Source organism: Bifidobacterium sp. W8114 (genome assembly GCF_016101165.1).
GTDB classification, from domain to species: domain Bacteria; phylum Actinomycetota; class Actinomycetes; order Actinomycetales; family Bifidobacteriaceae; genus Bombiscardovia; species Bombiscardovia asteroides.
In genome coordinates this window covers 166,017-179,781 of sequence record NZ_JACFRA010000001.1, presented here as the reverse complement: position 1 = coordinate 179,781, position 13,765 = coordinate 166,017, and the positions used below count along the sequence as shown (strand labels likewise).

Below are 13,765 nucleotides of genomic sequence, written 5' to 3'. Positions count from 1 at the left end.
TGTAACGCCGACTTGTGACAGAAGAGCCTTTTTGCGGCGGCCCGCCGTGGCGGCGGACCGGACCGGCATTACTCGCCCCGCTGGGCCTTGATGATCTCGTCGCTGACGGCCTTGGGGACCTCAGCATAGGAGTCCATCTGCATGGTGAACATGGCGCGTCCCTGGGTCTTGGACCTGAGGTCGCCGATGTAGCCGAACATCTCAGACAGGGGCACCTTGGCGTCGATGACCTTGACGCCGGTGGCGTCGGTCATGGACTGGATGGAGCCACGACGGGAGTTGATGTCACCCATGACGTCGCCCATGTACTCCTCGGGGGTACGGACCTCGACAGCCATGATGGGCTCGAGGATGACGGGTTTTGCCTTGGGAGCAGCCTCCTTGAAGCACATGGAGCCGGCAATCTTGAAGGCCATTTCCGAAGAGTCGACCTCGTGGATCTGGCCATCGGTCAGGGTCGCCTTGACGCCCACGACCGGGAAGCCTGCCAGCACACCGGACTCCATGGCCTCCTGTACGCCCGCATCGACCGAGGGGATGAACTCCTTGGTGATATGGCCGCCGGTGACCTTGTTCTCGAAGACGTAGGTCTCGCCCTCGGTGGTATCCAGGGGCTCGAAGTTCATGAGCACCTTGGCGAACTGGCCGGAGCCGCCGGTCTGCTTCTTGTGGGTATATTCCTGGTTCATGACGGCCTTGCGGATGGTCTCGCGGTAGGCCACCTGGGGCTTGCCCACGTTGCACTCCACATGGAACTCACGGCGCATGCGGTCCACCAGGATGTCCAGCTGGAGCTCGCCCATGCCGGAGATCAGGGTCTGGCCGGACTCCTCGTCCGTCTTGACCTGGAAGGTGGGATCCTCCTCGGAGAGTTTCTGCAGGGCGATGCCCATCTTCTCCTGGTCGGCCTTGGTCTTGGGCTCCACGGCCACCTCGATCACGGGATCGGGGAAGGTCATGGATTCCAGCACCACCGGTTCCTTTTCGTCGCACAGGGTGTCACCGGTGGTGACGCTCTTGAGCCCGACAAAGGCGTAGATGTTGCCGGCGATGGCCTCGTCGACCGGATTCTCCTTGTTGGAATGCATCTGGAAGAGCTTGCCGACGCGCTCCTTCTTGCCCTTGGTCGAGTCCAGGACGGTATCGCCCTGGGCCACCTTGCCGGAGTAGACGCGCACATAGATCAGCTTGCCATAGAAGGGGTGGGTGGCAACCTTGAAGGCCAGGGCCGAGAAGGGCTCGTCCACGGTGGGCTTACGGTCGATCTCGACGGACTCGTCGCCGATCTTGTAGCCCTTGATGGCCGGCACGTCCTCGGGGCTGGGCAGGTAGTCCACGACCGCATCCAGCATGGGCTGCACGCCCTTGTCCTTGAACGCGGACCCGCAGAAGACCGGGAAGGCCGTCTGCTCGATGGTCATCTTGCGCACAGCCTTGCGGATCTCCTGCTGGGAGATCTCCTCGCCGCCCAGGTACTTCTCCAGCAGATCCTCGTCCGACTCGGCCACGGCCTCAAGCAGCTCGGTGTGGTACTGCTCGGCCTTGTCCTTGAGGTCGTCAGGGATGTCGATGGTGTCGTACTTGGCGCCCAGGTCGGCCTCGTCCTTCCAGTAGTAGGCAACCATGCGCACCAGGTCGACCACGCCATGGAAGTCGCTTTCAGCGCCGATGGGCAGCTGCATGACCAGCGGCTTGACGCCCAGCTTGTCCTTGATGGTGTCCACCGAGTAGTAGAAGTCGGCGCCCAGCTTGTCCATCTTGTTGATGAAGCAGATGCGGGGTACGCCATACTTGTCGGCCTGACGCCAGACGGTCTCGGACTGGGGCTCCACGCCCTCCTTGCCGTCGAACACCGCCACAGCGCCATCGAGCACGCGCAGGGAGCGCTCCACCTCGGCGGTGAAATCCACGTGGCCGGGGGTGTCGATGATGTTGATCTGGTAGCGGTCCTCAGGATCGTGGGACTGGCGGTTCCAGAAGGCCGTGATGGCGGCGGAGGTGATCGTGATGCCACGTTCCTTCTCCTGGTCCATCCAGTCCATGGTGGAGGCGCCGTCGTGGGTCTCGCCGATCTTGTAGTTGACGCCGGTGTAGTAGAGGATACGCTCGGTCGTCGTTGTCTTGCCGGCATCGATGTGGGCCATGATGCCGATGTTGCGGACCTTGGTCAGGTCCGTGAGCACGTCTTGTGCCATAATTCCTTGTTCTCGCTCTCTTGGGATTACCAGCGATAGTGGGCGAACGCCTTGTTGGCCTCGGCCATCTTGTGGGTGTCCTCGCGGCGCTTGACCGCGGCACCCAGGCCGTTGGAGGCGTCAAGGATCTCGTTGGCCAGCCGCTCCGACATGGTCTTCTCACGACGGGCGCGGCTGTAATCGGTCAGCCACCGCAACGAGAGCGTATTGGCGCGGTTCGGCTTGACCTCGACGGGGACCTGATAGGTAGCGCCGCCGACACGACGGCTGCGGACCTCCAGGCTGGGACGAATGTTGTCCAGGGCTCGCTTGAGCACGGCCACGGGCTCCTGGTCGGTCTTCTCCTTGACCTGCTCCAGGGCGGTGTAGACGATGTTCTCGGCGATGGACTTCTTGCCGTCCAGCAGGATCTTGTTGATCAGCTGGGCCACCACGGTGGAACCGTAGATGGGATCGGGCAGGAGCTGGTGCTTTTTAGCTGGTCCTTTGCGTGACATGTGTTACTTGGCCTTCTTTGCTCCGTACAGGGAACGGCCCTGCTTGCGATCCTTGACTCCCTGGGTATCCAGCGCACCGCGCACGATGTGGTAGCGCACGCCGGGCAGGTCCTTGACACGTCCGCCGCGCACCAGCACGATGGAGTGCTCCTGCAGGTTGTGGCCCTCGCCGGGGATGTAGGCGGAAACCTCAATGCCGGAGCTCAGACGGACACGGGCAACCTTACGCAGAGCCGAATTCGGCTTCTTGGGTGTGGTGGTGTAGACACGGGTGCACACGCCGCGACGCAGCGGGCTGCCCTTGAGTGCCAAAGTCTTCGACTTGCGAGGCTTGGCCTTGCGCCCTTTGCGGACGAGCTGTTCAATTGTTGGCAACTGACTCTCTCCGATTCCTTCGATGAACTTGTCTTCGTTTGCACTGCGAGACCGCCGCACCGCAGCCGCAGTCGCTCCCAGGAGGAGAGATCAGCCACTGTCCACCGGCCCGATGGCCCCTGACCCTCCTGCCGGGCATTGCTGCCTACACTCTTCGAATCCGGGGATATCCCGACAAGCCCACCTGTGACATAAGGCGTGCTGTCGGCACACACGTTGAAAAGTATATCACTGGGGCAGACATGGCCATGTCTTGCACTTGGAAGTATGCTCTAGGCTTTGCTTACTGTGGTGTCGCACCGGAACCATTAAGAGAAAGGCCCTTGCAACAGACCTTTAACCGACTCTTGCGTGTACCTATATTCAATATTCCCAATAAACGAACGGGAGCCCGCCTATAACAGCTTCCTAATACATAGGTATCGGAAAATACATAGCATGTCTGGGCCAGTGAATATAGATGCCAGAAATATAAAACCGCGTGTATGGTGACGTAAGGTGTCGGCATCCGTTGACATAAACGTCAACGTCCTAGATGCTCTGAAATTTGTACATGGCCAGGCGGCTACTTGTCTTCCTTCTCAAGAACCTGACGGATGTAGTCGCGCAGGATCAGGGCATGGTTGACGGCTGGATCCTTGGCCGCATAGACCAGTGTCGTCCGATCGTGTTCGCGTACGATGCTCAGCAGATCCTCCAAGGCGGGGTTATCGTCCAGCTCAGTGCGGTAGCGGCGGGCGAAGTCCTCGAAACGATCCGGATCATGGTGCCACCAGCGCCGCAGATCTGGACTGGGAGCGACTTCCTTAAGCCAGCCGGACAGGGCTGCCCGCTCCTTGCTGACACCGCGCGGCCAAAGCCTGTCGACCAGGATACGAACCCCGTCCTCATTAGCGGCCTGCTCGTATACGCGCTTGATATCCACCTGACCCATCATCTACCTCCTGAACCAGGAACCCGTATGATTCATGACTCCTTCGACCATGATATTGACCGAATCGGCATTACGGAAGAGGCAGCGACAGCCATACCAGGGCGTAGGCTGATGAGTATGCTTACAGACGCAGACAAGGGCAAGGCCGCCGGATCAAGCGGCAGCAGACCAAGCCCTCAAGCCCGCAAATCGTCAAAATCGACCAGATCTGGATCCAAGGGACGGCAGTGGCGGCGCCTGTGGATACCCGACCAGATTGGCGGTTGGGCCATGGCCTTGATGCCGGGCCTGGCCGGTCTGCTGGTCGGAGGCCCAACCTGGAGGAGCCTGCTGCTCATGGTCGCCTGGGCCTTCTGCTACTGCTTTGAATTCACCGGTTCACGATGGATGGTCTCGCACCGAGCCGCCAGATTCGCGACACCCGCTTTGGGATATGCCCTACTCACGGCCGTGACCGGGCTGATCCTATTGGTCGGCACCCCTGGGCTCCTGCGATGGGCGCCGCTCTACCTGATCCTAGGCGTGTTGAATTTTGCCGCCGCCTGGATGCGCAGGGAACGCTCCTGGTGGAACGATACCGTGGCCGTGATTGCGGCCTGCACGCTCTGTTTGATCGCCGTCTCCCTAGGGTCACGATTCCAGAAGCCGGGACCAGGACTGGAAGGTGCCAACACCGGCTATTTCGGATGTCAGCCGAATCCTGCTGTGGACTGCTTCGCCAGTGGATTCCTGCCAAGCGCCGCCCTGCCGTCAGTTGGAGTGGTCAGTGCAGCTGTCTTCGCTGTAACCCAGTTCGGTTCGGTCATCTTCGTCAAGACCATGATTCGGGAGCGCGGCAAGACCTGGTGCTACCTGCTTTCGCTGGCTTGGAACCTGGCCCTCTGCCTGGTCGGAGTTGTCATGGTGCACACCGCGGGATGGTGGACTCTGTTGACGGCCCTGGTTCTCTTGGTGCGCGCGGCCCTACTGCCTGCCATCTCCCGTCGTCGGCGTATTCCTGTGCTGTATGTGGGCTTGGTCGAATGCGCAACCAGCCTTCTCGTCTTCATTCTGGTGATTGCACAGGCTGACGTGATGACCGCGTCTCTGACAGGCCTGCTTGGCGCATGACTGCGGGTTCAGTCACTCACGTCACCCACGAGTTCGGCCCTGTCTGGGACCACCGTTCCCGTGTGCTGATCTTGGGATCCATTCCCAGCCCGAGTTCGCGCGATGCTGGCTTCTACTACATGTTTCCGCGCAACCGCTTCTGGCCCGTGCTGGCGGCGCTCTTCCACCAGCCTGTTCCAGAGCCCGATCCGGCGGTCCGCGCCCGATTTGTCCTAAATCACTACATAGCACTCTGGGATGTCATCCAGGAATGCGACATCCATGGTGCCTCCGATGCTTCAATCACCAATGTCGTACCTACCGACATCGCCGGCTTGCTGGACCGTGCGCCTATCGACACCATATTCACTACAGGACGCAAGGCCGGTCAGCTTTACCGTCGCTACTGCCTGCCGGATCTGGAGAAGAAGGGGTATCGACCTACGATGATCAATCTGCCATCCACCAGCCCTGCCAACGCCGCCATGAGTCTGGCTGATTTGATCAAGGCCTACCAGCCCATAAGCAAAGTGCTCGACGGTAAAGAGCCTGACAGGCAAGACAATCACAACGATTATGGCGAATAGACAAATACCAACGGTCAAAGCCCAGGATGTTGCGAATCTTCCCAAGGATGAATTCGCCTTCCCCGGTCCGGAACGTGATCGCCTGGTGGAAGCAATCCTGGATGGGCGCAAAGCTGCTACGACCAGCCTTATGGCAGAGTTCATCCACGATCATGAACCACTCCCCTCCTCCGGCCGACGAACGGTTCTGGTGGACTCAGACGACCAGCCGCTTGCAGTCCTCAGATATGCCTCGGTAAGCGTGACCCGACTTGGCCTGGTCACGCTGCAGCATGTTCTGAACGAAGGAGAAGGCTATAGAAGCCTTACTGAGTGGCGTGAGGCTCATGAGTCCTTCTGGACCTCAGAAAACATGCGACAAGCGCTGGATGATCCGAACTTCATCGTCGAAGATCGGACCCTGGTGGTGCTGGAGGCTTTTTATATAGAGGCCATGGTCGTGAACTGAAGGCCCAATGACAAGCACGGTCTTTACCGCACTGGGGACACTTCACCGGCGTGCCATGTCATACCATCGTGTATAGTTTCATCTGTTGCATTGATTCGCTATGCGGGTCGATTCACTATGGTGGCTATAGCTCAGTCGGTAGAGCACCTGATTGTGGTTCAGGAGGTCGCGCGTTCGAGCCGCGTTAGCCACCCCACATCCAACCTCTACTCCCGCTCAGGAAGTAGCATTTTCTCATATGTGAGAGAACCGTCTTACTCCCAAATTTTGTGTGCCATTCGTGTACCGCAGTGGGCAAAAGCTAGCGACCATACCGGTACCTGTGCTGAATCTCCCTGACGGTCCTCTCAATGGCTCCCTATCTGATGGCGACGAGGACGACTCTGATCTGCTGATAGATGGCTGTTAGGCGCTCGCGGCCCTACCGGCTGAGGCCGGATTCCCGCTCATGGTCGGTGATCTGTTCGAGGCGCGCATCCAGGTGATACGGGAGGGCCTTTTCATACTCACCTACCAGTGGGCCAGCGTGATATGAACCTGGCCCTCCTGCAAGCCGTGGAGGAGGGCCGGCCGCTCATGGATTCCCAAATGCAGCGGATGGAGCAGGAGGAAAGCCGGCAGAGCGGCAAGCAAGTAACCATCAGCGTCATCCTCTTCGCCCAACTCATGGACGCCGGAGCGATGCATGAGGCCGGCAGGATAGCCGGCATGCTCAAAGACAAACGAAAGCCGGCGCTCCTTATGGATGCGACGAGCGAGGAGATCAGGACTGCCTTGAAGCGGCGGCATCTGGTCGACAAGACCCACCATTACATCCTGGTCAATCCTTCGCTTTTAAGCTTTGCCTCCCCCAATGATGCACTGCTTCCGCATATTATCTCCAACACGCCTGGCGTGAGGAAAGCCGAGGGCATCCTTCTGTACGATGATGAACATAAGCAGTGCCTGGGATACTTCCCGGGAGACCCAGATCAGGACACGCAGACCAAGCTCCCACAATGTCAAAGGACCACACTACGACACCACCGACCAGGGCCATACGGATCTCGGACGAGCCGACGGCTGATCTGGCACCTGCACCGTCTTAGACGATTCGAAGCAGGAATAAGCCGTTTCTTCTACAAAACGCAAAAAATGCCCCGCTCCGGTCTCCCGAAACGAGGGCGACTGTTGTGTGTGGCTACTTGCCTGCCAGGCGCAGGGGTTGTGGGCGACACCAAATCCTCCGGCGATGGCTCCTGCCGCTGTCGAGATGAAACCTCCGATCTCAGGGTGGACGAAGCTGATGAAGCCCAGGCCGACCACACACACGGCCACATGATCCCGGTCGTTGAGCAGGATGTCCCCTGGGCATGAGGTTCCCGTCCACCGACAGGCGCACCCAGCCAAGGGCGGTCAGCTAGCATCTCAGGCTGCCCGTGTAGAAGGCACCGCCTGTATCAAACCCGGCCTCCTGCAAGCTATGAAGCACCCGGCTGGAGCAGCCGCAGGAACCGCCGACCGGCTTGCAGCCCCAATGACCCGTCTGACTGTAGCCCATGTCGGTCACATCGCACCAGTTGCGCATACGCGCGATAAGCACCTGGATGTCAGCCATGCGTCTCCTCCGCCGTGTCGAGTGCGGCCAGAGCCTCCCCAAGCGTGTACACGTGTGCACGCCGCAACGGGGCGGGCTCATCCTTTGCTGCTGATGTATAGGGTGACCTATCACTCCTTCGATCCGCCCCCGACAGGGCATAAGAAAAGCCAACCCGGAAAGGAATGGCTTACGTTCTATAAATGCGGAAAGCCCCGCCTGCTTATGGTGGGCAGGACCATGATCTACTCATACAATTTGGTACCGGTACCATTGCCGCCCAGACCGTGGTAGGCAATATAAATGCGATCAAACTCCTCGGCTAGGTCCACCTCCAACGGCTCATGCAGGTCACAGAACCGGTGGTGGTCCTCCTTGAGCTCCGAACGCTGAAGGGTGGCAACCCGACCTCGATGGCCTTGCCCCTGGCCTCCTTTCTGCAGTGGCTCTTCCACAGCCACAGCCGCAGGCCCCACTCAGCCCGGTCAGCAGCATGGGGATTACGGCCTCCAGCAAGGCTTGCAAAAGCTCGGTCAAGTGGACTCCTTCATTCCAGTTGGGAGACACTTCATATAGAATTGAGCCTTATGACAGAGAAGCGAGGACGCATATCATGGATCGACGTCGCCAAAGGCATCGGAATTGTCCTTGTCAGTTTCGGCCACCTTCCAAACGGAGATGGGCAAAGTGTCTGACTGCCTGCGCTGGCCGTGCCAATATGGGTCATCTACCTTTTCCACATGCCGTTCTTCTATTTCCTTGGCGGATTCACACTCAACAGCAACAAACCATTCGGCCAATTCCTGAGACGCAGGGTACTGACCCTTCTTGTCCCTTATTACATATTTTCCCTCTACTTCTTGGCAAAACCCGTGGCCATGCTCCTAAAAAGCTCCCTGGCAACAACATTCCGTTCTGCTCATGACTACGATTTGGGCCGGCAGCTAGTCGACGTTTTTATCATGGGAACGGTTTGTGGTTCTTATGGGCTTTCTTCATCGGGGAGGTCATCACCTATGCTCTTTCCCGATTGATTTACAGAAAACCCCTCCTAGCCCTGACTAGTATAGCTTTCATTCTCATTTACGGCCTATATACAACGTTTATCCCCACAATCCGGATTCCCCTCCAGATTCCACGAGGCATTCAAGCTGCGGGATACATGCTCCTGGCGCTTTCATTGCGGTCGTGGGTGAAGGAACTTACCATGTCTCGAATAGCACCAATCACATTGGGCTGCTTAATGGTGTTCGCGTGCGTTGTCATCGTCCTCAGCAACGCCAACGGCAATGGGACAGCGAGCCTCCTGTTGCAAGTAATTGCGGCTACCGCGGGCACATTCGCCTGCACGGAACTGGCCATGGCAATCAACAGCAATACAATTCTGGAATATATTGGACGCGGCAGCCTGGTCTTCTACGCATTGAACGCACTGACCTTGAATGTGGCAAAACTCTTCTTCTTCCGAGTGCTGCGAATCAAAGCCTGGGACGTGTCCTGGCCGTTACAGACTGTCATAGGATTGGCAGTGGTCGCTTTCAGCCTCGTTCTGCTAGCTTTAGAAAACGAGATCGTCCACAAATGGTTGTGGTGGGCCATCGGCGCTCAAAGACCCGTACGTGTCGTCAGACAAACGCCTGCAACGGAGGATCAGGGCTGACAGGTCTCGCATCCCTGAGAACGTATGATTCTTCTGCTGACTCAGGCCAGAGAGCCTGCAGTTCTACACGCATCAGGGCCCTCATGAGGCACCGTTCTTGGTGCGCAGATAGACGGTGCTGTACCACCGCCACCGTCAGATTAGCGTTGCTGGTCTCACTAATGACCCGAGCTTGGAGCCAACCCACGTTATTTACTGTGTGTATTCGCTCTGGTAGTCTCCCATCGCTGTCCTTACCTTGAAAACGAGCGGCACCCTACCTGGTCTTGGCGCGTAGGATTGGCACGGCCCCCTGGGCGGGTATCTTGACGAACCCTCCCGCCGTGGCAGGCACGGGCCGGCAAGCCGACTTGTTGCTGATGTCCAGCAAATGCCCCGGGTCGCTGACCAACGAAAAGTTGCGTATCGACCAGAAGTGAAGATCGGATAGACACCAATTGTGGTTCATGAGGTCGAGCGTTCAAGCCGCATTATCTCGCCACCGCAAACCCCTACTCGCGACCGATAAGCAGGGGTTTTCATGTATGCAGAAGCACTTTCTAAACCATTGTTGTGAGCCATCTATGTACCATCAATGAGAAATCCTGACAATTAACATACGAATTAACGACCACTATGTTCATTTCGCGTTTCTAAGGAACCGGTGCAAGCTTTCTCATATGCAGTCCTGTAGTCGAGGTTCATGTTTGCGGAAAGTTGTTCCGATTAGCTTAAAGATTAAAGACCGTGAAAGAAAGAAATAGTTGGCAATTAGAAGAGTGGCGCTCAAAGATCAGGGAGAGTAGTTGATGATGGACTTGGTTCTCACATATTTATTTTAATTCCAAATATCTTTAGTGCTACGCTAGCGGTTAAGTAATTGATGTTAGTCACATTAACCTTACAGATTTGTAGTGAACAGAGCTTAAAAAGGGCGATTGCATACAGAACCTCGAAATTGACTATGTAAAACGCTTCATACTTTTAATGAACACTAGGTACTTTGACAGTGAGGATAATACATGTGAAAGTATGCAGCTTTCCTCGATACAATGCAATCTTTCCGAAATGCAAAAAAGTAGCTTGCTCCATAATACTCAAATAACTCATAAACAATGGTAAAACGGACAGCCTATGCAACTCGGTATATTTTAATGCCTCTTACCCTATAATCTATTTTGAAAGGAGAATCATGGTAGATAAACCTTCTTCACTTTTGCCGCAAGTACAAAACATGAAACAGACGGCAGTTTTTGCTGATTCAAAAGACAAAAAAAGAGCATACCGTTACCTGCTTACCAGAGAATGGAACACCAACGCTGAAAAGCCGAATTTGGCGTGCTTCATTATGCAAAACCCTTCTACGGGCGACGAATACGTTGACGACCCCGCTATAGATAAATGCATAAAGCTCGTCCAATGCTGGGATTGTAAAAACAATCTATCCCATGATGGCATAGCAATAGTCAATCTTTATGCCCGTGTCGGATCTTCTGGCAAACAAACATTTCAGGGAATAAAAGACGCAATTGGCCCTGAAAACGACGAATTTATAAGAGAGGCAATCAGTCAATATTCTGATAGCATCATTGTTGCTTGGGGAAATGGATCAGGTAATCCGCCAAAATTTATGCATCGTTGTAAATCAGTATGGGCAATGTTGCCAAAGGCTGGAATTTACTGTCTAGGCACTACGAAAATGGGACAACCCCGCTATCCTACTTCGGCTGATAATTTACATATTCAAAAATGGCCAAGAGAGTTGTGATTTAAAGAAAAACAATAAGTACCAGACTTATATCTAGCTTCGCTTATGTCCTTCATCATTGGGAGCCGCAATAGCCTCTAAACTGTATATCAGTAATACTGAGGCAAAACTGACACAAAGACTATATTCTATAACAAACACACACAGTAAATTATTTCGATTTATAAGCTGCTTAACTTAATGAAAGATATTTACATGAGGGGAACACCAACATGCTCTCCTCATTACGAAATACATGACTCAACTCTCGTAATTAATCAAATAACGCTTCTGACCCCATTCCGGTGACAAGACCAGCTGGCGACCCTGCAGACAAGGTTCTCTGTATACTCATAATTCCCGCAGTGCCAGCAGGCACAGCAAAACCAATCCAATCGCAAGACCTGTCAACAGGCTGATCATTATTACTCCCGATAAAGCAGCAGGCTCTGACGCAATTACCGCGTACACGAAGTCGCAGAATTGTCTTCAATGACGGTTTTCTCAGGATCGACTCGCTCAGGCTCTAAAGCAATCTTGCCGAATCCATCCGCCCGAATGGTTCCAGACTGTGGATTGAATATGCTGTCTACATAACCCTTGGCCTCCACATCCACAGTTGAATACTCGAAAGCCAGGGTTGTGTTGATCAGACGGCAGTTGCGCAGAACAAGGTTATCTATGTAGCACATGCCCTGCAGACTTTCAATCTGACAATTCTCAAAGGTCAGATTTTTAGAGTTCCAACCTAGGTATTCCCCTGAGATGGTCGAATTCCGTACTGTTACATTCTCTGAGTTCCAAAATGCGTCCTTGGACAGTATTCGAGCATGGTCAATATTATGTCACTGGCACCATCAAAGGAATAATTGCCATCCAAGCTAAAATCGCGTGCTCTGATGCCGTGGCTGTTCATCGCAAAATAATCACCTTGCGCGCTGACGTGCTCCATATCGATGCCGCGACAATTCCATAGCGTCTCCTCCGCATTAGGCATCGTTATATTCCTCATCACTATGCCGCTGGAGCGTCTGAAAGTTTTAGGGGCCTGAATAGTTGTGTCCTCAAGGCTTATGTTTTGTGTATACCAGATTCCAGCTCTGGCCATGGTGAACAGCGTGCAATCCATCAAGGAAATATCTTTGCAATACCATAGCGGATACTTCCACTGAAAACCGCTTTGGCTAAGACGTATATCAATGGCATGCTTGAGTGGGGATTCCCCATCCGCAAAGGTGACCGAGTCAAAATCATGATGTTTGCAGAAGAAAGCCGCGCGTTCACCCGTCAATCGCCTTTGCATGGTTTTAGGACGCGGGCCGGGTTCTGCTTCCACTTCATTTGACTCTCTCACCCCAGAGACCTGCGACTTCCCCTTGATTTGTACTCCCGATTCAGATCTATTTGTATTGATTTGAAATGAACTGGAAGTAATTAGCTGTTCCTTTCGTCAAAGTAGCAAGCAATTACAAGATATTCACAAGGACGAGGACGCCCATGTGCCGAGACTAAAAATAGTAAACACCATTGGATGATTCATATCAAATACCTATATTTAATGTATAATCATGCTTAATAGATATGACGAGATAAGGGATTGGACATCTAATTTGCCCATGGATGCCAGCTTGACATGAGCAGGAGCATCATGCAAAGAATCAAGCCAGTGATCATGATCTCGTCAAAAGAGGACCGTTTGGAGGCTAAAATTGAATTTACGGGTGCTGAAGTATTTCCTGGCCATCGTTGAAGAGGGGAGCATCACTGGGGCAGCTGAGTACCTGAGCATATCCCAACCATCCCTGTCCAGGCAGATAAAAGATTTGGAAGAGCATCTAGGACATAAGCTCTTTGACCGCGGAAGCCGCACAATTACGCTGACACCAGCAGGGGAACTGCTGCGTGACCGGGCACGCGAGATCGTGCTCATGGCTGACCGTGCTGAAGCTGAGCTCACAAGCATGAACAAGCCAATCAACGGCAATATCTACATCGGCGCAGGGGAAACAGAAGCCGTGCGCTTCCTGGCGAGGGCCGCCGGGTGCATGCTGCAGCAATACCCTCAGGTAAAGTTCCACATTTTCAGCGGCAATGGTCAGGCCATAACAGATCAACTGGAATCAGGGCTTTTGGATTTTGGCCTGCTTTTTGAGCCCTCGGACAACACCAAATACTCCTATATCAGCTTGCCTACAGCCGACAGATGGGGATTGCTCATGCGCAAGGACTCCACGTTGGCCAGCCGTGATGGCATCCGCCAGGAAGATCTTGAACAGATACCCCTCCTGCTCTCACGGCAGGTCAGGTTCGACAGCGAATTCAGCGGATGGAGTTCCTTCTCAGAGCACGAACTGCATGTTGTAGGAACCTACAATCTGCTCTTCAACGCGTCACTATTCGTCAGCGAAGGATGCGGTTACGCGCTTTGTCTGGACCGCATCATCAATCTGACCAATAACTCAAATCTGGTCTTCAAACCTCTGATGCCTGAACTTAGAAAAAAAGTGAACCTGGTCTGGAAGAGCGATAGGCATTTCTCATCGGCTGCGAGTCATTACCTGGAAATATTACGAAGGCAGATTGGAACAGAAAACGCCTGCCAATCTACAGGAGCCAGGAAAACGCTATGATGCGACTCGAAATATAAGGAGGACCACGAAACCCAGCCTGCAATAATC

The 13,765-nt window shown here is 54.6% G+C and carries 12 protein-coding genes, 1 tRNA gene and 1 pseudogene; 8 read left to right on the top strand and 6 right to left on the bottom strand.

Annotated features, from left to right (window positions below):
• Nucleotides 1-68 precede the first annotated feature (68 nt).
• The 4 genes from fusA to H3T89_RS00770 form a co-directional block, all read right to left on the bottom strand.
• On the bottom strand, nt 69-2,195 hold the full coding sequence (gene fusA / locus H3T89_RS00785) for an elongation factor G (protein ID WP_015022139.1): 2,127 nt from the start codon (nt 2,193-2,195) through the stop codon (nt 69-71).
• Between the two features lie 26 nt (nt 2,196-2,221).
• A complete protein-coding gene (gene rpsG / locus H3T89_RS00780; protein ID WP_015022140.1) occupies nt 2,222-2,692 on the bottom strand; it encodes a 30S ribosomal protein S7 in 471 nt (156 codons plus the stop codon).
• A 3-nt stretch (nt 2,693-2,695) separates the two neighbouring features.
• Nucleotides 2,696-3,067 carry a 30S ribosomal protein S12 gene (rpsL, locus tag H3T89_RS00775; RefSeq protein WP_015022141.1) on the bottom strand — a complete coding sequence of 124 codons (372 nt, stop codon included), beginning with the start codon at nt 3,065-3,067 and terminating at the stop codon, nt 2,696-2,698.
• A 565-nt stretch (nt 3,068-3,632) separates the two neighbouring features.
• A complete protein-coding gene (locus H3T89_RS00770; RefSeq protein ID WP_198215936.1) occupies nt 3,633-4,001 on the bottom strand; it encodes a DUF488 domain-containing protein in 369 nt (122 codons plus the stop codon).
• A gap of 111 nt (nt 4,002-4,112) precedes the next feature.
• Between H3T89_RS00770 and H3T89_RS00765 the strand changes: the two genes are divergently transcribed.
• The 5 genes from H3T89_RS00765 (at nt 4,113) to H3T89_RS00745 (ending at nt 7,481) form a co-directional block, all read left to right on the top strand.
• Nucleotides 4,113-5,111, top strand: coding sequence for a YwiC-like family protein (locus H3T89_RS00765; RefSeq protein ID WP_198215935.1), 999 nt, complete (start codon nt 4,113-4,115; stop codon nt 5,109-5,111).
• Nucleotides 5,108-5,677, top strand: coding sequence for a DNA-deoxyinosine glycosylase (locus tag H3T89_RS00760; protein ID WP_198215934.1), 570 nt, complete (start codon nt 5,108-5,110; stop codon nt 5,675-5,677). The genes H3T89_RS00765 and H3T89_RS00760 overlap by 4 nt, the downstream gene beginning before the upstream one ends.
• Nucleotides 5,667-6,125, top strand: a complete 459-nt coding sequence (locus H3T89_RS00755) for an ASCH domain-containing protein (RefSeq protein ID WP_198215933.1) — start codon at nt 5,667-5,669, stop codon at nt 6,123-6,125. The genes H3T89_RS00760 and H3T89_RS00755 overlap by 11 nt, the downstream gene beginning before the upstream one ends.
• A gap of 120 nt (nt 6,126-6,245) precedes the next feature.
• A tRNA-His gene (locus H3T89_RS00750) sits at nt 6,246-6,321 on the top strand.
• A gap of 380 nt (nt 6,322-6,701) precedes the next feature.
• Complete coding sequence (locus H3T89_RS00745; protein ID WP_198215931.1) at nt 6,702-7,481, top strand: hypothetical protein; 780 nt, start codon at nt 6,702-6,704, stop codon at nt 7,479-7,481.
• Nucleotides 7,482-7,524: 43 nt separating this feature from the next.
• Here the strand turns inward: H3T89_RS00745 and H3T89_RS00740 are convergent, their stop codons facing one another.
• Nucleotides 7,525-7,722, bottom strand: a complete 198-nt coding sequence (locus H3T89_RS00740) for a hypothetical protein (RefSeq protein WP_198215929.1) — start codon at nt 7,720-7,722, stop codon at nt 7,525-7,527.
• 1,186 nt (nt 7,723-8,908) lie between these two features.
• Between H3T89_RS00740 and H3T89_RS00735 the strand changes: the two genes are divergently transcribed.
• Nucleotides 8,909-9,361: a hypothetical protein gene (locus tag H3T89_RS00735; RefSeq protein ID WP_198215928.1), complete on the top strand. Its 453-nt coding sequence runs from the start codon at nt 8,909-8,911 to the stop codon at nt 9,359-9,361.
• A gap of 1,171 nt (nt 9,362-10,532) precedes the next feature.
• The gene (locus H3T89_RS00730) at nt 10,533-11,108 is read left to right on the top strand and encodes a DUF1643 domain-containing protein (RefSeq protein ID WP_198215926.1); all 576 of its coding nucleotides are present in this window, start codon (nt 10,533-10,535) and stop codon (nt 11,106-11,108) included.
• A 437-nt stretch (nt 11,109-11,545) separates the two neighbouring features.
• Here the strand turns inward: H3T89_RS00730 and H3T89_RS00725 are convergent.
• Nucleotides 11,546-12,390 (bottom strand): annotated as a pseudogene (locus tag H3T89_RS00725) (DUF3737 family protein).
• 406 nt (nt 12,391-12,796) lie between these two features.
• On the opposite strand from H3T89_RS00725, the gene H3T89_RS00720 reads away from it, so the two are divergent.
• Nucleotides 12,797-13,717, top strand: coding sequence for a LysR family transcriptional regulator (locus H3T89_RS00720; RefSeq protein ID WP_198215924.1), 921 nt, complete (start codon nt 12,797-12,799; stop codon nt 13,715-13,717).
• Nucleotides 13,718-13,765 lie beyond the last annotated feature (48 nt).

Excerpts from the sequence above, each read along its gene's own strand:
- fusA (WP_015022139.1), bottom strand. The coding sequence starts at position 2,195 with ATGGCACAAGACGTGCTCACGGACCTGACCAAGGTCCGCAACATCGGC.
- rpsG (WP_015022140.1), bottom strand. The coding sequence starts at position 2,692 with ATGTCACGCAAAGGACCAGCTAAAAAGCACCAGCTCCTGCCCGATCCC.
- H3T89_RS00770 (WP_198215936.1), bottom strand. The coding sequence starts at position 4,001 with ATGGGTCAGGTGGATATCAAGCGCGTATACGAGCAGGCCGCTAATGAG.
- H3T89_RS00765 (WP_198215935.1), top strand. The coding sequence starts at position 4,113 with ATGAGTATGCTTACAGACGCAGACAAGGGCAAGGCCGCCGGATCAAGC.
- H3T89_RS00760 (WP_198215934.1), top strand. The coding sequence starts at position 5,108 with ATGACTGCGGGTTCAGTCACTCACGTCACCCACGAGTTCGGCCCTGTC.
- H3T89_RS00755 (WP_198215933.1), top strand. The coding sequence starts at position 5,667 with ATGGCGAATAGACAAATACCAACGGTCAAAGCCCAGGATGTTGCGAAT.
- H3T89_RS00745 (WP_198215931.1), top strand. The coding sequence starts at position 6,702 with ATGGATTCCCAAATGCAGCGGATGGAGCAGGAGGAAAGCCGGCAGAGC.
- H3T89_RS00740 (WP_198215929.1), bottom strand. The coding sequence starts at position 7,722 with ATGGCTGACATCCAGGTGCTTATCGCGCGTATGCGCAACTGGTGCGAT.
- H3T89_RS00735 (WP_198215928.1), top strand. The coding sequence starts at position 8,909 with ATGTCTCGAATAGCACCAATCACATTGGGCTGCTTAATGGTGTTCGCG.
- H3T89_RS00730 (WP_198215926.1), top strand. The coding sequence starts at position 10,533 with ATGGTAGATAAACCTTCTTCACTTTTGCCGCAAGTACAAAACATGAAA.